Raw genomic sequence first — 20,759 nt, forward strand, 5'->3', positions numbered from 1 at the left:
CCATATCCCCATATGGGGAGTGCAAAATGACAAAAGCGCACTCGGGGGTGCGCTTTTGTCAAATCACGGATTGCCCTGAAATGCGTTATTTCTCGACAAACGCCTTTTCGATCACGAAATGACCGGGTTCGTTCATGTTGCCTTCCTTGCCGCCCCACTCGATCAGCATCTGGCGGGTTTCGGCAATCATTTCCGGGTTGCCACAAAGCATGAAACGATCATTTTCAAGGGTCGGTTTTTCAAGGCCAAGGTCATCATAAAGCTTGCCCGACTTCATCAGTTCGGTGATGCGACCCTGGTTTTTAAACTCTTCGCGGGTGACTGTCGGATAGTACAGAAGCTTGTTCTGGACATCTTCACCAAAGAACTCATTGTTTGGCAGCTCACTGTGGATGAACTCCTGATAAGCCAGTTCACGAACTTCGCGGCAGCCATGAACAAGAATGACCTTGTCATAACGCTCGTAGGTTTCGTAATCGCGAATGACGCTCATGAACGGTGCCAGACCGGTACCGGTTGACAGCAGCCAAAGGTTTTTGCCCGGCAGCAGGTTATCATGGATCAGGGTTCCGGTCGGCTTGCGCCCGACCAGAATCTTGTCGCCAACCTTGATATGTTGCAAACGCGATGTCAGCGGACCGTTCGGCACCTTGATCGAGAAGAATTCAAGTTCTTCGTCGTAATTGGCACTCACCATCGAATAGGCGCGCAAAAGCGGCTTGCCTTCGACTTCGAGTCCGATCATGGCAAACTGACCGTTGATGAACCGGAAACCCGGATCACGGGTGGTTTTGAAGGTGAAGAGAGTGTCAGTCCAGTGATGGACGTAAGTGACTGTTTCTTCGTTTAAATTGCTGGCCATAACGCTGCATCAATCCGTTTCGTCTAGAGCTTTCTACTGGACCGTGGCGGGAACGACGGACACACTTTCCCGGCACTGTATCCATGCCAAGTTGACGCGATTTAACATCAATCAAACGTATATCGCAAGAAAACATTCACTCGTTGTGTGTTTTTATGTAGAACCACAAATAATCATAAAAATTAAGTGTAGAATATTGTCTGACAATAGTGCACGATAATCGTATCAGGGATATATCGCAACCGCGAAGTCCCTCTTAGATAGGACAAGATGTGCCCTGCAGCAATGATCCATCGCAATCCGGTGACAAATGACAGAAACCGACGCTTCCGCCAACGAGGCTCTGACCGTTCAGCACGTCTCCAATGCCATCACCAATGCAATTCGTGAAGGTCGCCTCGTACCTGGTCAACGCCTGACCGAAATCGACTTCGCAAAACGCCTTGGCGTCAGTCGTCCATCCGTTCGGGAAGCTTTTCGGCAACTGACCGCGGATGGACTTTTGCACAGTCAGCCCTATCGCGGGGTTAGTGTCCGTCACATGACGCGGCGCGAAGTGGACGATCTGTTTGTCGTGCGTGGCGCGCTTGAAGGTCTCGCCGTGCGGCTTGCAACCCCGATCCTGCAAGGCGACACGCAGCAATTACGATCCATTCAGGCCGAACTCGACAGTGCCGAGGCCCGCAATGACCTTGCGGCCATGTCGCGCCACAACCTTGCCTTCCATATGCTGTTTGCCGATGTCACCGGAAATGCGCTTCTGTCTGAACAACTCCGCCGCATTTCCAACAGCGTCTATTGGCTGCAATTCCGCGTTCTGGTCGCGGATGACAAGGTCCTGCAAACCAATCCCCAGCATCGCGATATTGTCGACGCCGTCCTTGCCGGTGACGCCGCCAAGGCCGAAGCCATAATGATCAATCATGTCGACCACTCACGCCAACTGGTGCAATCGCTACCCGACACCCATTTTGCCGAAAGCCCGGAAGACTAACGGCCTTCCCTGCTCCCACCGATCACCCTTCAGACGGGCGAGCGGATAAAACATCGCCACTCACGCATCCGCTTATCCGAACCGGATTAATTACCTCCCCGGACAGGAAATGGATGACAAAGCACATGAGACTTGCATCGCTGAACTCTCCCTATTACGATTGTCTGACAATTTAAACAAACAAATATCAGAGAGCACCATGACAACCCGCCCCACGCCGACCGCCGATTTTTTACCGATCCCGTTGCCGGATTATCAGGAACGCCCGATTGATGAGATGCGCCGCGGGGCCCAGGCGTTTTATGATGACATCCGCACGCGCCACACCGTGCGCAATTTTTCGGACCGGCCAGTGCCACGTGACATCATCGAAACCTGTATTCGTGCGGCGGGTACAGCCCCCAATGGGGCCAATCATCAGCCGTGGCATTTTTCCGTCATTGGCGATCCGGCGATGAAAAAGAAAATCCGCACCGCCGCCGAAGAAGAAGAACGCGCCTTTTACGCCGGACGCGCCGGCGAGGAATGGATTGAAGCCTTGCGCCCGCTGGGCACGGATGACAGCAAACCGTTTCTGGAAATCGCGCCCTGGCTGATTTGCATTTTCGGCGAACGCAAAAGTGCGTCGGCCGACGGGAAGTTTCGCAAAAACTATTACGTGCCGGAATCCGTTTCCATTGCCACCGGCTTTCTGATTGCCGCCCTGCATCGCGCAGGGCTTGCAACATTAACGCACACTCCGAACCCGATGAGCTTCCTAACCGAGATTTGCCAACGTCCGGACCACAACAAACCCTATATTCTTCTGGTCACTGGATATCCGGCAGCGAATGCGACGATCCCGAAACATGCGACCGAGAAAAAAGACCTCTCGGAAATCGCGACCTTCTTCTGAGTTTTGTCAGCTTTCCAAACAAAAGCCCCGCAATATATGCGGGGCTTTTTCATTTGGCGGAACCAGATATTTAATGCCCGATCGGCAGAACAAGACGCACGCGAAGTCCGCCGCCTGGCGCATCTTCAAGAAAGACATCGCCGCCATGACCACGCGCGGAATCGCGCGCGATTGTCATGCCAAGACCTACACCACCCGTCGCCTGATTGCGGGATTCCTCAAGACGATAGAACGGCTTGAAGACGTCTTCGCGTTTGTCGACCGGGATACCCGGACCATCGTCGTCAAACACGATTTCATAATCCTGCCCGCGACGTCCGGCACGCACCGACAGATTGTTGGCATAACGACCGGCATTGGACATGATATTGGCAAGGCAGCGCCGCACGGATTGCGGACGCAGATCCATTTCCAGACTATCGGCAATATGCAGATCAATCTGCTGGCCATCCCGAAGGGATTCGCCAACCTGATCGGTAATCAGCTTGCCGATATCGGTCGGCATGGCCTTTTCGCCCTCTTCACCGCGTGCAAAGGCAAGATAGGCATCGACCATGCGTTCCATGTCGACAACATCCTGCTTAAGCGCGTCAACACCGGGCAACGACCCCTGCATCGCCAGTTCCAGCTTCATGCGCGTTAGTGGCGTGCGCAGATCATGCGACACCCCAGCCAGCAAGGCAGTTCGTTGCGATAAATGGCGTGCGATGCGGTCGCGCATCGAAATGAAGGACGATGCTGCCAATCGCACCTCGGCCGCCCCTTCGGGCTTAAAGGTATCGACTTCAACCCCGCGGCCGAACTGGTCGGCAGCCTTGGCAAGACGGCGGATCGGACGGACCTGGTTACGCATGAACATCACGGCAACGCCGTACAGGATCAGTGCCGAACCGGCGATCCACATAAAGAAGATATAAGTGGTCGAGGAATAAAGACGCTTGCGCGGTGCAACCACCGACAGGACCCCGTCCTTCAACTGCACCCGGATTTCCAGTTTGCGGTCATCGACATCAAGATCAAAGAAGAACGGACGCTGCAAACGTTCATTCAGGGCGTTGAACAATTCCTGGGAGACAAGCCCGAAGGGCGGCTGGGTGATTTGCCGTTCAAGGATTTCATCTGGTTCGAACAAGATATCAAGCTGCAAGCGCGTGCGCGCCGAATGTTGCAACCATTCGAAATGATCCGCATCCGGGTATTCGCCAAGATAATCAATGACGAAAGCAATATCACCGGCAAGGCCCCGGCTCAGCTGGCGCGCGACCGTATCCCAATGCCGTTCGAAAAAGATCAGCACGGTGACGATCTGCAACAGCAGCATCGGCGTCATCAGGATCAACAGCGACCGCCCCAGAAGACCTGACGGCATCAGCGATTTGATCCATCCTGTTTTTCCGCTGCCCAATACACTTATCCTTATCCGTGTTCGTCGCGCCGACGGTTCGACGCTCTGTCTTTAATCCACATACAGCACATAGCCCCGTCCGCGTACAGTCTGCAAGTATCTTGGTTGCTTCGGATCTTCCTCGAACTTGCGCCGAAGGCGCGTCACCTGCACATCAATACTGCGCGATGCCCCCGGATCAACGGCGTTGCCCCCCATCATCTCGTGAAGGTCTTCGCGGGTTGTCGCTTCGCCGCGCCGCCGGACAAGGGCCGCGAGAAGCGCCTGCTCCGCACTTGTCAGATAGATATGTTCCGATCCGCGCTGCAAGGTCATCCGGCTGACATCAAAGGTGAAGCTACCAAACTGCGCCGTGGTCGATGCCTCACCACGTATCTCGTCGGTGACCGGTACCGGCGCTTCGGCATAACGCCGTAAAATGGCTTCGATCCGTAGCACAAGCTCACGCGGCTCAAACGGCTTGGCAAGGTAATCATCGGCCCCCGCCTCAAGCCCGGAAATGCGGTCTTCGGTTTCCGAAAGTGCCGTCAGCAGAAGGATTGGCACCTTGGACCCTTCGTCCCGTACACTGCGCGCAAGATCAACCCCTTTTTCACCGGGCATCAGAACATCCAGCACCAGAAGGTCAAACTGCAACCCGGCAAGGCTCGACCTTGCTTCGGCGGCATTTCGCGCCGCCGAGACAACAAAACCGTTTTCGCCAAGATAGCGGGTCAACAGATCACGCAGACGATCATCATCATCGACCACAAGAATATGCGGCTGATCCTGATTTGTCATACGCGGCTCTCCTGAAAGCTGAACATTTGAAACGCTTTATCCTATGCGAGTTAGGCAAAAAAAAGTTTCAAAATTGTATCTGTCCAAAAGACAGCGGATCAGGCCATCATCCTGATCCGCTTGATGTCGCACGACTGAAATCAAGACCGGCTTTACGCTAGCTGGCGCGGCGGCGCATACCGGGCGGGCTGTCGTCGGTGAAACGGGCCCGGTCTGGTTCTTCAAGCATGCCCAGCATCACCTTGCGGAACCCTTCAACCGCCTCGGCCCCGGCTTCACGATAGGCGGCCGCAATCAGGCCGCGCTGGTTTTCGGTCAGTTCACGTTCCAGCGCATCACCCTTTTCCGTCAGGGTCAAAAGCCGCTGGCGGCGATCCTGCACACCGGTTTTCTGATCAATAAATCCTTCGCGCACGAGCTGACCCAAAACACGCGACAGGGACTGCTTGGTGATTTTTAGAATCGACAGAAGCTCGCTTACCGTAATGCCGGGGTTCCGACTTACGAAATAGATGACCCGGTGATGGGCGCGACCGAAATTATATTGCTCAAGAATCTGATCTGCCACTGCCGTGAAATCGCGATAGGCATAGAACAGCAGTTCAATACCTTGCCTAAGCTCTTCTTCCCGCAGAAAAAGCGGGTTTACCTTGCGTGTTGAGATATCAGCCATGCTTTTCCGTTATGTCAGTTATATTGACATATTAATCGATGAATGTTACTCCGGCCAGACAATTAAGGACATAAAGTTACGTCCAAGTGCCCTTTTGAATTGGAATCTGGCAAATGATCACTCCGACCTTCGACAACCGTGATGGTTTTATCTGGTATAATGGCGAACTTAAACCCTGGCGTGAAAGCACCCTCCATGTGTTGAGCCACGCCGTCCATTATGGCAGTGCCGTCTTCGAAGGGGAACGGGCTTATAACGGTAAAGTGTTCAAACTTGCCGAACATGGTCAGCGTCTGATCAAATCGGGCGAGCTTCTTGATATGAAAGTGCCTTATAGCGCGGCCGAACTTGATGATGCGGTCATTGAAACGCTTGCGGCCAACAATATCACCGATGGCTATATCCGCCGCATTGCATGGCGCGGCAGCGAAATGATGGGCGTTTCAGCCCAGACCACGCGCATCAATGTCGCGGTTGCCACCTGGGAATGGCCAAGTTATTTCAAGCCGGAAGAACGCCTGAAAGGCATCCGTCTCGCACTTTCGAAATGGGCCCGTCCGGCCCCGAATACCGCGCCGACTTCGGCAAAGGCAGCCGGTCTCTACATGATCTGCACCCTGTCGAAACACGAAGCGGAACGTAACGGTTTTGCCGATGCGCTGATGCTTGATTACCGTGGCCAGATTGCCGAGGCGACCGGGGCGAACGTGTTCTTTGTCAAGGATGGCAAAATCCATACGCCGACCCCGGATTGCTTCCTGGATGGCATCACGCGCCGTACCGTGATCGGGCTTGCCAAAGCACGCGGTTTCGAGGTGATCGAGCGCGCGATAATGCCGGAAGAAATGGCCGAATTCGAGGAATGCTTCCTGACCGGAACCGCTGCAGAGGTCACCCCGGTGGCCTCAATCGCCGATTACACCTTTACCCCGGCGCACGTTTGCAAGACGCTGATGGAAGACTATATGGCTCTGGTACGCGGTGAAAAAAACGCGGTTGCCGCTGAGTAGCAAAATTCAATAATCGACCAGATTATTCACTTTTAATGAAAAATAGCCCGGCACCCGTTTGCCGGGCTATTTTTTGATTTCAGGACAAAACGCATCATGACGGCACGATTTTCACAAAAGTCTGATGATATACAAAATGCCGATCATACCCTGCTCTATCAGACCCATTCGCCGTTTGCGCGCAAGGCATTGGTCTTTGCGCTCGAATGCGGATTGGGCGACCGGATCGAGGTGATCCATCAGGAAACCAGCCCGACCAATCGCAATGACCGTGTTTTTGCAGCCAACCCGCTCGGCAAGGTGCCGGTTCTGATCCTGCCTGATGGCATGGCTTTGTTTGATTCGGATGTAATCTGCGAGTATCTCGACAGCCTGCATACCGGCCGGAAACTGATCCCCGCTAAGGGAGCGGAACGCTGGAAAGCCCTGCGTTTGCAAGCATTGGCGCAGGGTATGTGCGATGCCGGCGTGCTGTATCGCTGGGAAACCAATCGCCGCCCTGAAAATCTGCGTTACCCGCCGTTGGCAGAAGGGCAGAAAACCAAGCTGATCGAAGCCTTTGATTATCTCGAAAGCGAACTTGATCCCAAAGAGCCGATCAATGGCGGCCATATTGCGCTGGCGACCGGGCTTGACTGGATCGCATTTCGCGAACTGGCCGATTTCAGAACCGGCCGCCCAAGACTGAGCCAATGGTATGAGGATTTCTGTGGCCGGCCATCAATGACGCAAACCGGCTTTAGCGGCCAGACTCACGACTAGCCCGAAACCTGAAATCCGACACAGATATGCAAGGGCCGCCCGGATAACAGGCTGCCCTTGCTATTCCTCATACAATTTATTTACGGCCAGTTGGCTTCCGGCGGCAGCGACATCAGGATCGCCTCGGTATTGCCACCGGTCATCAGGCCAAAGCGCGTGCCGCGATCATGGAGCAGGTTAAACTCGACATAGCGCCCGCGCTTGATCAACTGGGCGCGACGTTCGCCGTCGGTCCATGGCTTGTTGTAATGGCGTTTGACCAGTTCAGGATAGATATCGCGAAAGGCACGACCGACATCCTGCGTGAAGGCAAAATCCGCATCCCAGTCGGCATCCAGATAATCATAGAAAATGCCGCCAACCCCGCGCGGCTCGTTCCGGTGTGGCAGGAAGAAATATTCATCGCACCATTTTTTGAACCGGTCGTAATAATCATCGCCATGCGCATCACAGGCGGCCTTTAAGGCACCGTGAAAATCAGCCGTGTCGGCATCCTGCGGGAAAACCGGGGTGAGATCGGCCCCACCGCCAAACCATGCCTTGGTGGTCACGATATGGCGGGTATTCATGTGAACAGCCGGGACATGCGGCGAACAGGGATGGGCCACCAGTGAAATGCCCGCAGCCCAGAAATTCGGGTTTTCGGCAGCACCGGGGATTTCAGCGCGGAATTTTTCAGAAAACTCGCCATACACGGTCGAGATATTGACCCCGACCTTTTCAAACACACGACCCTTCATGACCGACATTTCACCGCCGCCCTGACCTTCGCCGCGTTCCCAGCTTTTGCGTTCAAACCGCCCGGCAGGCCGATCGGCAAGTGGTCCGGTATAGCTATCTTCGAGTGCCTCGAAACTGGCACAGATTTCATCGCGCAACTGGCGGAACCAGTTTCGCGCTGTTTCCTTGTGCTCTTCGATCTTTTGGGCGATCAGATCGTTATCAGTACTGGTCATCAGGCCTTCTCCGGAAAGCTGCTGGTTTGTCGAAGGGCCTCACCCAATGTCATGGCGGTTGCCATAGCAACGTTAAGTGACCGCATTCCGGGTTTTAACGGAATAACGACGCGGGCATCGACATAATCATGCACCTGATCGGGCACACCACTGCTTTCGGAGCCCAGCATCAGAATATCATCCGGTCGATAGTCAAAATCGCAATAGGGCACCGCCCCCTTGGTCGTCAGCAATACCAGACGCCCCGGAACGGTTCCATCATTACGCGCCTGCACAAAGCCGCGCCAATCGGCATGGCGTGTATAATCCGCCGCCCCCAGATAATCCATCCCCGCACGCTTAAGTGCCGCCGAGGTCAGAAGAAAACCACAGGGCTCGATAATATCAACGGGAACGCCAAGACATGCCGCCATGCGCAGGATTGTACCGGTGTTCTGGGGAATGTCGGGTTCGAATAGACAGATTCTCATAACGCCCTATAGACTCGTAATATTTTCGACCTGAAATCCGGGCGCAAAACCTTACAAAATTACGCCGATATATCGCCATTAGACTTATTTGGAATAAGGCGAGACAAGGATATAACCACTTGGTTGTGAATACGCCAGCCTGTTAGAAAACGCTACGTTCGCTTCCATTGTGCAGCGCAAAACCAAATAGGCAAATCGAATGCGAACAATTTGCAACTCCAAGTTCCCCTTAACAAACCTCTTTTTTGTTAGTATACGAACCCGGTTTCAGGCCTGAAGGCTTTGGGGCAAAAGCATTGTTTGATTTCCGTCAATGGAAATTAAAGGTGTTTGCCCTAAGTGTGCAGTTGGGCATTCCGCATGCCTGTTTTGGGGGCAGAAAGAGGAATACATTATGTCGCAAACGGTGCAATCATCCGGGGATCATAACCCGGACGAGAACCGCAGGGATTTCCTGACCCTGGCGACCACGGCAGTCGGTGTTGTTGGCACCGGCATGGCGCTGTGGCCGTTCGTGGACAGCATGAACCCGTCCAAGGACGTTCTTGCGCTGGCCTCGGTCGAAGTTAACCTGTCAAATATTCCGGTCGGTCAGGCCATCAAGGTCATGTGGCGCGGTAAACCCGTATTCATCCGCCACCGTACCGAGCGTGAAATCAACGAGGCCGAAGAGGTCGCACTGAACGAGCTGGTCGATCCGCAATCCGATGAAGCCCGTGTCCAGAAAAAGGAATGGCTGATCGTGGTCGGCGTTTGCACCCATCTGGGCTGCATCCCGATGGGCACGGCAACCGGTGAGACACGCGGTGATTATGATGGATGGTATTGTCCGTGCCACGGGTCGCATTACGATACGTCCGGTCGTATCCGCAAAGGTCCGGCACCGCTGAACCTTGTCGTACCGACCTACACCTTCCTCACCGACACTTCGGTTCAGATCGGCTAAGGAGCAGGTAGATGAGTGCACCCGTTTGGAATAACAAGGTGGTGAAATGGGTCGATGACCGTCTTCCGGTCTTCTCCATGCTGCACCATTCCGCATATGAATATCCGACCCCGAAAAACCTGTCCTATATGTGGAACTTCGGTTCTTTGGCCGGTTTTGTTCTGGTGACGATGATCCTCTCCGGGATTTTCCTGGTGATGAACTACACCCCACATGCCGATATGGCGTTCTGGTCGGTCGAGCGCATCATGCGTGATGTGAATTATGGCTGGCTGATCCGCTATATCCACATGAACGGCGCATCGATGTTCTTCATCTGCGTCTATATCCATATTTTCCGTGGCCTGTATTACGGGTCTTACAAAGCCCCGCGCGAAATGCTGTGGTGGATCGGTATCCTGATCCTTCTGGCGATGATGGCAACCGCCTTCATGGGCTATGTCCTGCCGTGGGGCCAGATGTCCTTCTGGGGTGCGACGGTTATTACCAACCTGTTCTCGGCTTTCCCGATCATCGGTGATCCGCTGGTGACCTGGCTGTGGGGCGGTTTCTCGGTCGATAACCCGACGCTGAACCGGTTCTTCTCGCTGCATTACCTGATGCCGTTCGTGATCCTTGGCCTTGTGGTTTTGCATGTCTGGGCACTGCACACCGTGCGGTCAAACAACCCGACTGGCGTTGAAATCAAGACACCGCAGGATGCGATCCCGTTCCACCCGTACTATACGATCAAGGATCTGTTCGGTATGGGCGTGTTCCTGATCTTCTTCCTGTTCTTCGTGTTCTTTGCACCGGACTTCTTCGGCGAGCCGGATAACTATATCCCGGCGAATCCGCTGGTGACCCCGCCGCATATCGTGCCGGAATGGTACTTCCTGCCGTTCTACGCGATCCTGCGGTCGATCGACTTCACGATCTTCGGTATTCCGGCAAAGCTGCTTGGCGTGCTTGCGATGTTTGCATCCATCATCGTTCTGTTCGTCATTCCGTGGCTTGATACCTCGAAGGTGCGCAGCTCCAAGTTCCGCCCGGTTTACAAGTGGTTCTTCCTGATCCTGTTTATTGACTGCTTTATCCTTGGATATTGCGGCAAGAAGGCCCCGGACGACTACTTCATGGGTATCGAAGGACTTAAAGTCATCACCGTTGGCCAGCTGGCAACGCTTTACTACTTTGCGCATTTCCTGCTGGTCATGCCGATTGTGGGTAAACTGGAACGGCCCAAACCGCTTCCGGCCAGTATCAGCGAATCCGTTCTTAAGGGAGGCGCAAATGCGTAAGTTTGCATTGACCGCCATTGCCGCGGCATTCGCACTATCCGCCTTTGCCGGCACGTCGGCAAAGGCCGCGGGCGATGCCCCGGTTCCGGAAGCACAGGACTGGAGCTGGCAGGGGCTTTTTGGCACCTATGACCGTGCGCAGCTTCAGCGTGGTTTCCAGGTCTATAAGGGCATCTGTGCCGGTTGCCACAGCCTTCGTTTCATTGCGTTCCGTAACCTGGAAGGCATTGGTTTCAACGAAGATCAGATCAAGGCGATTGCGGCGGAATACGATATCGAAGACGGTCCGAACGATGATGGTGACATGTTCACCCGTCCAGGTATTGCGTCGGACTATTTCCCGTCGCCCTTCCCGAACGACAAGGCAGCAGCTGCGTCGAACGGCGGTGCGGTTCCGCCCGATCTGTCGCTGGTGGCCAAGGCACGCCTGCATGGTCCGGATTATGTTTATGCCCTGCTGACCGGTTACGAGGAAGAAGCACCTGAAGGCTTCGATCTTGCGGAAGGCAAGCATTACAACCACTACTTCCCGGGTCATCAGATTTCGATGGCACCGCCGCTTTATGAAGAAGCGGTCGAGTACACCGATGGCACCCCGATGACGGTGGAACAGCACGCGCATGACGTTGTCGCGTTCCTGAACTGGACGGCACAGCCGGAACTTGAAGCCCGCAAGGCAATGGGCCTTAAGGTTCTGCTGTTCCTGATCGTTCTGACCGCGATGCTGTATGCGGTGAAACGCAAAATCTGGCGTGATATCGAACATTAAGCGTTCGCCATGTCACCAAAAAATCAAAGGCCGTCGGGAAACCGGCGGCCTTTTTCGTGGCGCTAACCGGGACAATGAATGAAACCGAATTGGAAGCCTAGTACGCGAAATATTCCGTGACCAGCCGGTCGATTTCGCCGCTTTGCTTCATATCAAGCAATACACGGTCAAGGTCATTGGCGAACTTATCGCGATAGGGCCATTTGCCATCGGGATCCGGGCCGAATGCGACATAACCGAATTCGCGCGCGATGATCGCGACCTCGTTGAATTTGCGCGCAATGTCCGGGTCCGTGCGCAATTCACGCAGGCCCGCCAGGATGGCCATCCGTTCATTGACATAACAATCCACCCGCCCGGCCATCAGAAAGCGCAGATTGCTCTCGGTGGTGTTGCCTTCTTCAAGTTCGATATCGCCCTTCTCGACCATATCAAAAAAGGGGGCTCCGGCCATGCGGTAGCCAGCATTATTGGCAAATCTGGCACCTTTGAAATCGCGCGGGAAATGGTCGAGCCGATGGCTTCGGACATAGTCGTCATTGCAGATCGCAACCACCGTTTCCTGAAGGATCGGCACGGAATAGCGTTCAATCCAGTCGCGGCTTTCACGATAATAGGGCGGGAAATATCCGAATATCTGCCCGGATTGCAACAAATCCATGCCCCGTTTGAACGGCATGGCGGCAAAGCTTACATGGTAGTCGGGCAGTTTGCGGAATGCCTCGCGCAGGATGCGGACATAAATTCCGGCGGGCTGAACGCCATCTTCGAGATAGGCATAGGGGATATTGTTTTCCTCGCCAAACAGTTCGATCCGTATCGGTTCCTTCGCCGACGCAGTACCGCACAATAACAGCGATATCAGCGCAGCCCGAAGCCACGTTGCCCTTTTGCCAATCCCGTTATGCATTTTTTCTTGTTTTCCCAGCAAACGCCAAGACTGTTATTTCGCGATTGCAGCAACAAAGGTCAATCCCCGGAAGCTGCGCAATCTGATTTCCCGGCTGGATCATCGGCGCGTTTTTCGCATGTCAGCAGCTTGCCCTGATGGCTTTGATTGCCATCGGCCGGGCGCAGGGGTGGCACGGAAACCGGGATATGCACAAGGCGGCGCTTGCGCGCCGGAGTACCGGTGCTGGCGTAAAGCTGTTTGCCGGCTTCGACAATCGAGACACCCGCAAATGCCTTGAACAGACGCGATCCGACATTTTCAAATACCTGCGACCAGCGCAGCAGAAACCGTCGCTGGGTCGGGGGCAGGAACAATGCACGGCTGTGCTGCACGGGCAGGAACATATTTTCGCGCATCAGGTTTTGAAGCTGCGACACACTATAGGGATGGCCAAAGCCAAAGGGTGTATTTTCCGACCAGGACCAAAGCGAGCTTCGGTTCGGTGTTACCACCACGATCCGGCCATTGGGGGTTAAAATCCGCCAGCATTCGCGCATCAGACGGCGCATGGAATCGGAATGTTCAACCAGATGCACCAGCAGGATGCGGTCGACCGAGCTGTCAGGCAGCGGCAGCATGGTTTCTTCGGTCAGGGCAACATGGTTGGGATCATCGGCCGGCCAGTGCACGCATCCCTGCTGGGCAGGCATAAAAGCCAGTACGCGTTCCGCCTCGCCCATGAAGGGGCGCAGATAGGGCGTGGCATAACCAAAACCGAGCACGCGCATGCCGCGCACATCCGACCACATGACGCGCAAACGGCGCCGAATCAGACGGCGGGCGGCCTGCCCGAGGCTTCCGGCATAAAAGCGGTGAAGATCAACAACATCCTGACGCATGAAAATAGCCTAGCATCGAGTGATACGGGCGGGAACTTATTTACGTACCCGTAGCCTCATAGAAGCGTAAAAACTTTGCATGATGCGTGATTGTTTTAAGAAGCCGCAACCTGTTAGGCTAGCCGCAAACAGCATTCACAGATGTGAGGTCGGCCATGTCCGCAGGCGACGTTTTTGTCATTCCGTGTCTTTCCGATAACTACACCTATCTCGTGCGGTGCCATGAAACCGGCACAACGGCGATTGTCGATCCCGGCGAAGCAGGCCCGGTGATCAGCGCGCTTGAAGATCGCGGCTGGTCGCTTGATATCGTGATCAATACCCACCATCACAATGATCATATCGGCGGCAATGGCGAGCTGATCACCAAATACAATGCAAAGCTTATTGGCCCCAGGGCAGAAACGGCACGCATTCCCGGCATGGATCAGAAAGTTGCCGAAGGTGATACGGTTATGATCGGTAAGCTTTCCGGGCAGGTGTTTGACGTGCCGGGCCATACCAGCGGCCATATCGCATTTTATTTCCCGGCGGTATCGGCCCTGTTTTCGGGCGACAGTTTATTTGCGCTGGGCTGCGGACGGTTGTTTGAAGGAACGCCTGATCAGATGTGGCAATCGCTGCAAAAGTTTCGCGATTTACCAGGCGAGACGCTGGTCTATTGCGGGCATGAATATACCCAGTCCAATGCCCGGTTTGCCGCAACGATTGAAACCGGAAATGTCGCGCTTAAGGCGCGCTGTGCGGAGATTGACGATCTGCGCGCACGCGGTATCCCCACCATTCCATCACGTCTGGACAAGGAACTGGCGACCAACCCGTTCCTGCGCGCCGATCATGCATCGGTCGCCCGCGACCTTGGTATGAAAGGGGCAACTGCCGCCGAGATTTTTGCCGAAATCCGCGGGCGGAAGGATCGCTTTTAAAGCAATCCACTCAATACTCACACTTGAGGTCGCAAAAGGAAATTGCCGCCAAGGCAATTTCCCATTCCTGCGATCCTATAACAGAAAGCAGCTCAGCGAGGCTTATTCAGGAATACGACCATAAACATCATCAATACGCTCAATGTCATCTTCACCAAGATAGCTTCCCGATTGGACTTCGATTAGCTCCAGCGGGATTTTCCCCGGGTTTTCCATCCGGTGCACGGCGCCAACCGGAATATAGGTTGACTGGTTTTCGCCCAGCAGGAACTTCTTGTCATCACAAGTGACCAAGGCACTGCCTTTGACGACGATCCAGTGTTCGGCCCTATGGTGATGTCGTTGCAGGGAAAGCTGGGCCCCGGGTTTAACCGTGATCCGTTTGACCTGATAGCGATCACTGTGATCAATGCTATCATAATCACCCCATGGACGCGCAACCCGCCGATGTTCAAGGGCCTGCCCATGATTTTGCGCGACCAGATCCCCGACAACATTTTTGATGGCTTCGACCTCGGCCAAAGAACTCACCAAAAGCGCATCCGGCGTATCAATCACTACCAGATCCTTCGTCCCCAATGTTACGATCAGGCGGCGATCTGTTCCATGAACAACCGTGTTTTCCGAGCTGATCATACGGACGTTTTCTTCGACGCCCAGAACACAGTTTCCGTTCGGTAGCTTTGTCCCCAGATCTGACATTGCGTTCCAGCTGCCGACATCGCTCCAAACGCCTTGGAATGGCGCGACAAGAACATTTTCAGCACGTTCCATGACCGCATAGTCGATGCTTTTTGCTACGGAGTCTTTGAATCTCCCACCGGGGCGGAGGAAATGACCGTCTCTCTGTGCGGATGCTATCGCTTCACTGCAGGCATCAAAGGTTTGAGGTTCAAATCGCGCAATCGCATCAGCCAAAACATCTGCACGGACAAGGAATATTCCGGCATTCCAAAGATGCTTTCCCGAAGACAGAAACGCCATCGCAGTTTCGAGATCGGGTTTTTCCAGAAATTTCTTAGATTTTCTGACTCCCGGCCCTACTTCGTCACCCGTCTCGATATATCCGTAAGCCGTACTTGGTGATGCGGGATGTACGCCGAAAGTAACAATGTTGCCATCCTTTGCGTAATCCGCAGCTTCGAGCACCATTTCACGGAAAAGATCATTGTCCGGAATAAAATGATCCGCCGGGCAGAAAAGCAAAATGCTTTCGGGATTTTCTTGCCTTGCATGACAGGCAGCAAGCGCCATGGCGGGAGCCGTGTCTCTTGCAACCGGTTCGAGAATTTGTGTCAGGTTTACTTCAGACTTTTCAGCGGCCTCTTCAACGAAGAAACGGTGTTCTTCACCCGATAGTGCCAGAATTCCACCGAACGACGACAATCGTTCGAAGGTAAGCTCAAGCAGGGATTTACCACGATAGACAGGAATGAATTGCTTGGGAAAGCCCTTGCGTGACAGTGGCCACAAACGCGTTCCAGCACCACCGCAAAGCACAACAGGTGTTATTTCTTTTACTGTCATTTCAAGAACCGTTCCCAGACGCTATCAAACCAAAGTCAATAGCCCCTGTTATAGTTGGAAACAGCTTTCAGTTCCAAGGAGTTTAAAACCCAAATCAACGAAAGGATCACTATGGTTCGGCGTTAAAGGAGAGCCGCCCCATAGAGTCAGGCCATCTGTTTGAACAGGACGTTCTGATCAAGCAGATAGCGCGAAAACAATGGCAGGCTGGCCGCACCGATGGCGCGGGCGGCACTGCCGACGACACCCTGTTCGATATGCGGGGTGGCTATACCCTGCAGGTCGAGTTTCAGCGTTGCCTTGCGCGTGGCATCGACGATTTTGGCGCAGACATCTTTGGGGAAGCCGCCATCGACAATCACGGCTTCGAAATCGATTACCGAGCAGACCGAGGTAATGGCAATCGCAAGGCCGCGCGCGGTGTGATCAATCCAGAGATCAAGGGTTGCGCCAAGCTGATGCCAGTAATCGGGGTCTTTCCACAAACGGGCGGGATCACGGCCTTCGCGGGTCAGCATTTCTTCGAGCACGAAGATGGATGCCTGATCGATCAACTGGCTGGGATGGCCGGAACGCGAGGGCACGGGCATGGAACCAAAAGCCCCGGCATTGCCGGTTTTACCGGCATAAAGCGCCTGATTTAGAACGACCCCGCCGCCGATGAAAGAGCCGATAAAGAAATAGGCAAAGTCGGAATAATTCGGTCCCGCCCCAAAGACCAGTTCCGCCCCGCAGGCCGCCGTCGCATCGTTCTGCTGAAAGACCGGAAACGGCACGATTTCGCCGATAGTGTCGATCAGATCGACTTCGCGCCAAGCGCTCATATCTTCGGGTGGTGCGCCGACTTCTTCGACCCAGTTCCATAATTCAAACGGCGCGGCAATGCCGATCCCGGCGATGCGTTGGCGCTGGGCAGTGGATAGCCCGCCGGACAATTGTTCGACCGAGGCGCGGACGAATTTGCGGATGCCATCGGGGGTCGGGTATTTATAGGCTTCGTTCAGGCTGGCCCGCACCGTGCCGACAAAATCCATCAGGATCAGTTCGGCACTGCGGCGTCCGATTTTAAGGCCGAAGGAAAAAACACCATCCGGGTTAAGCGCCATCGGGATCGATGGTTTGCCAACCTTGCCGCGCACCGGATCGCCACGTTTAAGCAATCCATCCTTTTCAAGGGCGCGCATGATCACGGAGACGGTTTGGGCGGACAGGCCGGAAAGACGGGCAATATCGGCCTTGGACAATCCGACATTGCGGCGGACCAGCGACAGCACCAGCCGTTCATTATAGGCGCGCACGCGCAACTGGTTCGCACCCCCGCCCGGATGAAGCGGACGCGCTCCCTGCCCCTCATCCCCGGTGATATCCGGGTTGGTACTCAGTGAAGCTGTCATTGGTATCCGTTGTCCTCCCACTCGGGTCCTTTATTGCCCGATTGCTAATAAGAGTGACAGGATTAATTAATAAATCAATCGGATTTATTAATTGACAGCTTCACGCATTTGGTGTGTCGTAGGCAACAGACAGGCGCAAAAGACGTGCGTAACGATACGTTCCACCTGTCGCAAAATGAACAAATCCGGCCAAAATGGCCGAACATCAGGTTATTCCTGGGAGGAAACAGATGAAGAAGACTCTTGTTGGCGCCACCCTTGGGGCGCTTGCGCTTGGCTTTACCGTTGCACCCAACGGGGCCAAAGCCGATGAAATCGGTGCCTGCCTTATCACCAAAACCGACATCAACCCGTTCTTCGTGAAAATGAAAGAAGGCGCACAGGCGGCCTCTGTTGCCAATGGTGTCAACCTTTCGACTTTTGCCGGTAAAATCGATGGTGACCATGAAACCCAGGTGCAGGCGATTGAATCCTGCATTGCATCGGGTGCGAAGGGCATCCTTCTGACCGCATCGGACACCAAGGCAATTGTACCGGTTGTCAAAAAGGCGCGCGATGCCGGGTTGCTGGTGATTGCCCTTGATACACCGCTTGAACCGATTGACTCGGCCGATGCAACCTTTGCCACCGATAACTTCAAGGCCGGTGAGCTAATTGGTCAGTGGGCCGCGGCCAAACTTGGCGATGAGGCCTCGGATGCGAAAATCGCGTTTCTTGACCTGACGCCAAGTGCACCATCGGTTGATGTTCTGCGCGATCAGGGCTTCATGAAAGGTTTTGGCATCGACATCAAAGACCCGAACAAAATCGGTGATGAAGATGATCCCCGTATTGTCGGCCATGACATCACCAACGGTAACGAGGAAGGCGGCCGCAAGGCGATGGAAAACCTGTTGCAGCAGGATTCCGAAATCAATGTCGTCTATACCATCAACGAACCGGCCGCTGCCGGTGCCTATGAGGCGCTGAAGTCGTTTGGCATGGAAGAAGGCGTTCTGATCGTGTCGGTCGATGGTGGTTGCCCGGGCGTGTTGAACGTCAAGGATGGCGTGATTGGCGCAACATCGCAGCAATATCCGCTTGATATGGCCTATAAGGGGATCGAGGCGATCAAGTCCTGGGCCGAAAGCGGTGAAAAACCGGCCAATTCCGAAGGTCTTAACTTCTATGATACCGGGGTTAACCTTGTGACAGGTGATCCGGCAGAAGGTGTTCCGTCGATTGATATCGAGGAAGGCATGAAACGCTGCTGGGGCTAGGCCCCTTAGCGTGACGATCTGATATTCGAGGAGGGCGGTCATAAACGCCGCCCTCTTGTCCCACAAAAAAGGTTACACTTGGTCAGCCCCCTACCCGATGCAAACCGGTCATCAGAACTGGCGGGGGCATGTGATGAGCCGTTGCGCATGCCTTTTCGCAACCGATATTCACGACCAGGCCGGGAGGAAGCGATGAGCGAAACTGCTCGCACATCTCGTACAAAACAGGAATACGAACAGACGCTTGACGCCAGCGACAAGGCGGTTGCGCAGTTCGAACATAAAAGCCGGAACTTTCTGGATGCCACGCAGCATTTCCTGCATGGCAATCCGACAATGGTGCCCGTCATTGTCCTTGTCATTTCGATTATCATTTTTGGGGCGCTGGCGGGATCGAAGTTCTTTTCGCCGTTCAACCTGTCGCTGATTGTGCAGCAGGTTTCGATCATCGGCATTCTGGCCGCGGCCCAAAGCCTTGTGATCCTGACTGCCGGGATTGATCTTTCGGTCGGTGCGATCATGGTGCTGATGTCGGTCATTATGGGGCAGCTTGCGATTACGCTTGGCGTTCCGGCACCGCTTGCGATCCTGATCGGGTTTGTTGGTGGTATTCTGGCCGGTATGCTGAACGGTTTTCTGGTCACCCGGATCAAATTGCCGCCGTTTATCGTGACGCTGGGCACGTGGAATATTTTCTTTGCGCTGAACCTTTGGCTTTCAGGTGCGCAGTCGATCCGCAGCCAGACCTTGGATGAAATCGCACCGCTTTTGAAATTCTTTGGCGAAAGCATCGCGATTGGCGGGGCACGGATCACCTATGGCTCGATCCTGATGCTGGTGATTTTCGCCGTCCTTTGGTACATCCTGAACCATACAAGCTGGGGTCGGCATGTGTATGCGATTGGCGATGACAAGGAAGCCGCCGAGCTTTCAGGCATTCGCACCAACCGCACGCTTATCATGGTTTATGGTCTGGCCGGGCTAGTATGTGGCATTGGTGCCTGGGCATCGATCGGGCGCGTTGGCTCGGTATCGCCGCAAAGTTTTCAGGAAGCAAACCTGCAGTCGATTACCGCAGTTGTGATTGGCGGCATTTCGCTGTTTGGCGGGCGCGGGTCGATCATCGGCCCGTTGATCGGGGCGTTGATCGTTGGCGTGTTCAATTCCGGGCTGCGGCTTGTGGGTGTTGATGTTCTTTGGCAGGTGTTTGCTATTGGCTGGCTGACGATTATTGCCGTTGCCATCGACCAGTGGATCAGAAAGGTATCGTCATGAGCACGGATAAAAAGCCGGTCTTGAGCGCACGCGGTATCGTTAAACGCTATGGTCGTGTGACCGCACTGGATCAGGCGGATTTTGACCTTTATCCCGGTGAAGTCCTTGCGGTGATCGGCGATAACGGTGCGGGAAAATCATCCCTGATCAAAGCGCTTTCGGGCGCGATCACGGTTGATGAAGGCACCATCGAGCTTGATGGCAAACCGGTGCGTTTTTCATCACCGATGGAAGCCCGCGAAGCCGGGATCGAGACGGTTTATCAGAACCTTGCGCTTTCCCCTGCCCTTTCGATTGCGGACAATATGTTCATGGGCCGCGAGCTTCGCAAACCGGGTTTCATGGGCAAGTATTTCGGCGCACTGGACCATAAGGGCATGCAGCGGATTGCGCGTGAAAAGCTTTCCGAACTTGGCCTGATGACCATCCAGAACATCAATCAGGCGGTCGAAACACTTTCGGGCGGACAGCGCCAGGGGGTTGCGGTTGCCCGTGCCGCGGCCTTCGGATCGCGCGTCGTGATCATGGATGAACCGACCGCGGCATTGGGCGTCAAGGAAAGCCGCCGGGTACTGGAACTGATTGCCGATGTAAAATCGCGCGGCATGCCGATTGTGCTGATTTCGCACAATATGCCGCATGTGTTCGAGGTGGCGGATCGAATTCATGTTCACCGTTTGGGCAAACGCCTGTGTACAATCAATCCAGATGATTACAGCATGTCTGACGCGGTTGCCTTCATGACCGGCGCCAAGGAACCACCCGAAATATCGGCGGCGGCATGA

21 protein-coding genes are annotated in these 20,759 nt (G+C 54.5%); 11 read left to right on the top strand and 10 right to left on the bottom strand.

All coding sequences use genetic code 11. From position 1 onward, the window contains the following. Window positions 1-85: 85 nt before the first annotated feature. On the bottom strand, window positions 86-862 hold the full coding sequence (locus tag AUP42_RS01070) for a ferredoxin--NADP reductase (RefSeq protein ID WP_062948056.1): 777 nt from the start codon (window positions 860-862) through the stop codon (window positions 86-88). Window positions 863-1,172: 310 nt separating this feature from the next. Between AUP42_RS01070 and AUP42_RS01075 the strand changes: the two genes are divergently transcribed. Beyond that, window positions 1,173-1,856 (top strand): GntR family transcriptional regulator, encoded by a 684-nt coding sequence (locus AUP42_RS01075; RefSeq protein WP_062948058.1) that lies wholly within the window; start codon window positions 1,173-1,175, stop codon window positions 1,854-1,856. A gap of 199 nt (window positions 1,857-2,055) precedes the next feature. Then, the gene (locus AUP42_RS01080) at window positions 2,056-2,751 is read left to right on the top strand and encodes a nitroreductase family protein (RefSeq protein ID WP_062948060.1); all 696 of its coding nucleotides are present in this window, start codon (window positions 2,056-2,058) and stop codon (window positions 2,749-2,751) included. A gap of 70 nt (window positions 2,752-2,821) precedes the next feature. On the opposite strand, the gene AUP42_RS01085 is transcribed toward AUP42_RS01080, so the two are convergent. The 3 genes from AUP42_RS01085 to AUP42_RS01095 all read right to left on the bottom strand — a co-directional run bounded on the left by AUP42_RS01085 (window position 2,822) and on the right by AUP42_RS01095 (window position 5,609). Then, window positions 2,822-4,156, bottom strand: coding sequence for an ATP-binding protein (locus tag AUP42_RS01085; protein ID WP_231858114.1), 1,335 nt, complete (start codon window positions 4,154-4,156; stop codon window positions 2,822-2,824). Window positions 4,157-4,207: 51 nt separating this feature from the next. Beyond that, entirely contained in the window at window positions 4,208-4,936 is a 729-nt protein-coding gene (locus AUP42_RS01090; RefSeq protein ID WP_062948062.1) for a response regulator, read from the bottom strand. A 157-nt stretch (window positions 4,937-5,093) separates the two neighbouring features. Next, entirely contained in the window at window positions 5,094-5,609 is a 516-nt protein-coding gene (locus tag AUP42_RS01095) for a MarR family winged helix-turn-helix transcriptional regulator (RefSeq protein ID WP_062948064.1), read from the bottom strand. 113 nt (window positions 5,610-5,722) lie between these two features. On the opposite strand from AUP42_RS01095, the gene AUP42_RS01100 reads away from it, so the two are divergent. Beyond that, the gene (locus AUP42_RS01100; protein ID WP_062948066.1) at window positions 5,723-6,619 is read left to right on the top strand and encodes a branched-chain amino acid aminotransferase; all 897 of its coding nucleotides are present in this window, start codon (window positions 5,723-5,725) and stop codon (window positions 6,617-6,619) included. Window positions 6,620-6,715: 96 nt separating this feature from the next. Next, on the top strand, window positions 6,716-7,381 hold the full coding sequence (locus AUP42_RS01105; protein WP_062948068.1) for a glutathione S-transferase family protein: 666 nt from the start codon (window positions 6,716-6,718) through the stop codon (window positions 7,379-7,381). Between the two features lie 80 nt (window positions 7,382-7,461). Here AUP42_RS01105 and hemF read toward each other — a convergent pair whose 3' ends face one another. Continuing rightward, a complete protein-coding gene (gene hemF, locus AUP42_RS01110; protein ID WP_062948070.1) occupies window positions 7,462-8,337 on the bottom strand; it encodes an oxygen-dependent coproporphyrinogen oxidase in 876 nt (291 codons plus the stop codon). Beyond that, window positions 8,337-8,807 carry a tRNA (cytidine(34)-2'-O)-methyltransferase gene (locus tag AUP42_RS01115; RefSeq protein ID WP_062948072.1) on the bottom strand — a complete coding sequence of 157 codons (471 nt, stop codon included), beginning with the start codon at window positions 8,805-8,807 and terminating at the stop codon, window positions 8,337-8,339. The genes hemF and AUP42_RS01115 overlap by 1 nt, the downstream gene beginning before the upstream one ends. Window positions 8,808-9,201: 394 nt before the next feature. Here AUP42_RS01115 and petA point away from each other — a divergent pair, with 394 nt between their 5' ends. From petA to AUP42_RS01130, 3 genes are read left to right on the top strand one after another with little or no spacing between them, the layout of a single operon-like run. Continuing rightward, on the top strand, window positions 9,202-9,753 hold the full coding sequence (gene petA, locus AUP42_RS01120) for a ubiquinol-cytochrome c reductase iron-sulfur subunit (RefSeq protein ID WP_062948074.1): 552 nt from the start codon (window positions 9,202-9,204) through the stop codon (window positions 9,751-9,753). An 11-nt stretch (window positions 9,754-9,764) separates the two neighbouring features. Next, window positions 9,765-11,033: a cytochrome b gene (locus AUP42_RS01125; protein ID WP_062948076.1), complete on the top strand. Its 1,269-nt coding sequence runs from the start codon at window positions 9,765-9,767 to the stop codon at window positions 11,031-11,033. Next, window positions 11,026-11,802: a cytochrome c1 gene (locus AUP42_RS01130; RefSeq protein WP_062948078.1), complete on the top strand. Its 777-nt coding sequence runs from the start codon at window positions 11,026-11,028 to the stop codon at window positions 11,800-11,802. The genes AUP42_RS01125 and AUP42_RS01130 overlap by 8 nt, the downstream gene beginning before the upstream one ends. 97 nt (window positions 11,803-11,899) lie before the next feature. Here AUP42_RS01130 and AUP42_RS01135 read toward each other — a convergent pair whose 3' ends face one another. Beyond that, window positions 11,900-12,712 (bottom strand): substrate-binding periplasmic protein, encoded by an 813-nt coding sequence (locus tag AUP42_RS01135; RefSeq protein ID WP_062948080.1) that lies wholly within the window; start codon window positions 12,710-12,712, stop codon window positions 11,900-11,902. Window positions 12,713-12,771: 59 nt separating this feature from the next. After that, complete coding sequence (locus AUP42_RS01140) at window positions 12,772-13,593, bottom strand: methyltransferase domain-containing protein (RefSeq protein WP_231858115.1); 822 nt, start codon at window positions 13,591-13,593, stop codon at window positions 12,772-12,774. A 155-nt stretch (window positions 13,594-13,748) separates the two neighbouring features. On the opposite strand from AUP42_RS01140, the gene gloB reads away from it, so the two are divergent. Then, a complete protein-coding gene (gene gloB / locus AUP42_RS01145; protein ID WP_062948083.1) occupies window positions 13,749-14,519 on the top strand; it encodes a hydroxyacylglutathione hydrolase in 771 nt (256 codons plus the stop codon). Window positions 14,520-14,621: 102 nt separating this feature from the next. Here the strand turns inward: gloB and AUP42_RS01150 are convergent, their stop codons facing one another. Then, window positions 14,622-16,046: a mannose-1-phosphate guanylyltransferase/mannose-6-phosphate isomerase gene (locus AUP42_RS01150; protein WP_062948085.1), complete on the bottom strand. Its 1,425-nt coding sequence runs from the start codon at window positions 16,044-16,046 to the stop codon at window positions 14,622-14,624. 146 nt (window positions 16,047-16,192) lie between these two features. Further along, the gene (locus AUP42_RS01155; protein WP_156484549.1) at window positions 16,193-17,440 is read right to left on the bottom strand and encodes an ROK family transcriptional regulator; all 1,248 of its coding nucleotides are present in this window, start codon (window positions 17,438-17,440) and stop codon (window positions 16,193-16,195) included. Window positions 17,441-17,670: 230 nt separating this feature from the next. On the opposite strand from AUP42_RS01155, the gene AUP42_RS01160 reads away from it, so the two are divergent. The 3 genes from AUP42_RS01160 to AUP42_RS01170 all read left to right on the top strand — a co-directional run bounded on the left by AUP42_RS01160 (window position 17,671) and on the right by AUP42_RS01170 (window position 20,759). Further along, window positions 17,671-18,699 (top strand): sugar ABC transporter substrate-binding protein, encoded by a 1,029-nt coding sequence (locus tag AUP42_RS01160; protein ID WP_062948087.1) that lies wholly within the window; start codon window positions 17,671-17,673, stop codon window positions 18,697-18,699. A gap of 192 nt (window positions 18,700-18,891) precedes the next feature. Next, entirely contained in the window at window positions 18,892-19,974 is a 1,083-nt protein-coding gene (locus AUP42_RS01165) for an ABC transporter permease (RefSeq protein WP_062948089.1), read from the top strand. Then, window positions 19,971-20,759 (top strand): ATP-binding cassette domain-containing protein, encoded by a 789-nt coding sequence (locus AUP42_RS01170; protein WP_062948091.1) that lies wholly within the window; start codon window positions 19,971-19,973, stop codon window positions 20,757-20,759. The genes AUP42_RS01165 and AUP42_RS01170 overlap by 4 nt, the downstream gene beginning before the upstream one ends.

This window comes from Thalassospira lucentensis (assembly GCF_001613805.1).
Classification (GTDB): Bacteria; Pseudomonadota; Alphaproteobacteria; order Rhodospirillales; family Thalassospiraceae; genus Thalassospira; species Thalassospira lucentensis_A.

Bases quoted from the DNA above. Each gene is read 5' to 3' on its own strand.
- AUP42_RS01115 (WP_062948072.1), bottom strand. From the start codon at position 8,807: ATGAGAATCTGTCTATTCGAACCCGACATTCCCCAGAACACCGGTACA.
- AUP42_RS01080 (WP_062948060.1), top strand. From the start codon at position 2,056: ATGACAACCCGCCCCACGCCGACCGCCGATTTTTTACCGATCCCGTTG.
- AUP42_RS01140 (WP_231858115.1), bottom strand. From the start codon at position 13,593: ATGCGTCAGGATGTTGTTGATCTTCACCGCTTTTATGCCGGAAGCCTC.
- AUP42_RS01130 (WP_062948078.1), top strand. From the start codon at position 11,026: ATGCGTAAGTTTGCATTGACCGCCATTGCCGCGGCATTCGCACTATCC.
- AUP42_RS01135 (WP_062948080.1), bottom strand. From the start codon at position 12,712: ATGCATAACGGGATTGGCAAAAGGGCAACGTGGCTTCGGGCTGCGCTG.
- AUP42_RS01075 (WP_062948058.1), top strand. From the start codon at position 1,173: ATGACAGAAACCGACGCTTCCGCCAACGAGGCTCTGACCGTTCAGCAC.
- petA (WP_062948074.1), top strand. From the start codon at position 9,202: ATGTCGCAAACGGTGCAATCATCCGGGGATCATAACCCGGACGAGAAC.
- AUP42_RS01125 (WP_062948076.1), top strand. From the start codon at position 9,765: ATGAGTGCACCCGTTTGGAATAACAAGGTGGTGAAATGGGTCGATGAC.
- AUP42_RS01095 (WP_062948064.1), bottom strand. From the start codon at position 5,609: ATGGCTGATATCTCAACACGCAAGGTAAACCCGCTTTTTCTGCGGGAA.
- AUP42_RS01100 (WP_062948066.1), top strand. From the start codon at position 5,723: ATGATCACTCCGACCTTCGACAACCGTGATGGTTTTATCTGGTATAAT.
- AUP42_RS01155 (WP_156484549.1), bottom strand. From the start codon at position 17,440: ATGACAGCTTCACTGAGTACCAACCCGGATATCACCGGGGATGAGGGG.
- AUP42_RS01165 (WP_062948089.1), top strand. From the start codon at position 18,892: ATGAGCGAAACTGCTCGCACATCTCGTACAAAACAGGAATACGAACAG.
- AUP42_RS01105 (WP_062948068.1), top strand. From the start codon at position 6,716: ATGACGGCACGATTTTCACAAAAGTCTGATGATATACAAAATGCCGAT.
- AUP42_RS01090 (WP_062948062.1), bottom strand. From the start codon at position 4,936: ATGACAAATCAGGATCAGCCGCATATTCTTGTGGTCGATGATGATGAT.
- hemF (WP_062948070.1), bottom strand. From the start codon at position 8,337: ATGACCAGTACTGATAACGATCTGATCGCCCAAAAGATCGAAGAGCAC.
- AUP42_RS01160 (WP_062948087.1), top strand. From the start codon at position 17,671: ATGAAGAAGACTCTTGTTGGCGCCACCCTTGGGGCGCTTGCGCTTGGC.
- AUP42_RS01070 (WP_062948056.1), bottom strand. From the start codon at position 862: ATGGCCAGCAATTTAAACGAAGAAACAGTCACTTACGTCCATCACTGG.
- AUP42_RS01170 (WP_062948091.1), top strand. From the start codon at position 19,971: ATGAGCACGGATAAAAAGCCGGTCTTGAGCGCACGCGGTATCGTTAAA.
- AUP42_RS01150 (WP_062948085.1), bottom strand. From the start codon at position 16,046: ATGACAGTAAAAGAAATAACACCTGTTGTGCTTTGCGGTGGTGCTGGA.
- gloB (WP_062948083.1), top strand. From the start codon at position 13,749: ATGTCCGCAGGCGACGTTTTTGTCATTCCGTGTCTTTCCGATAACTAC.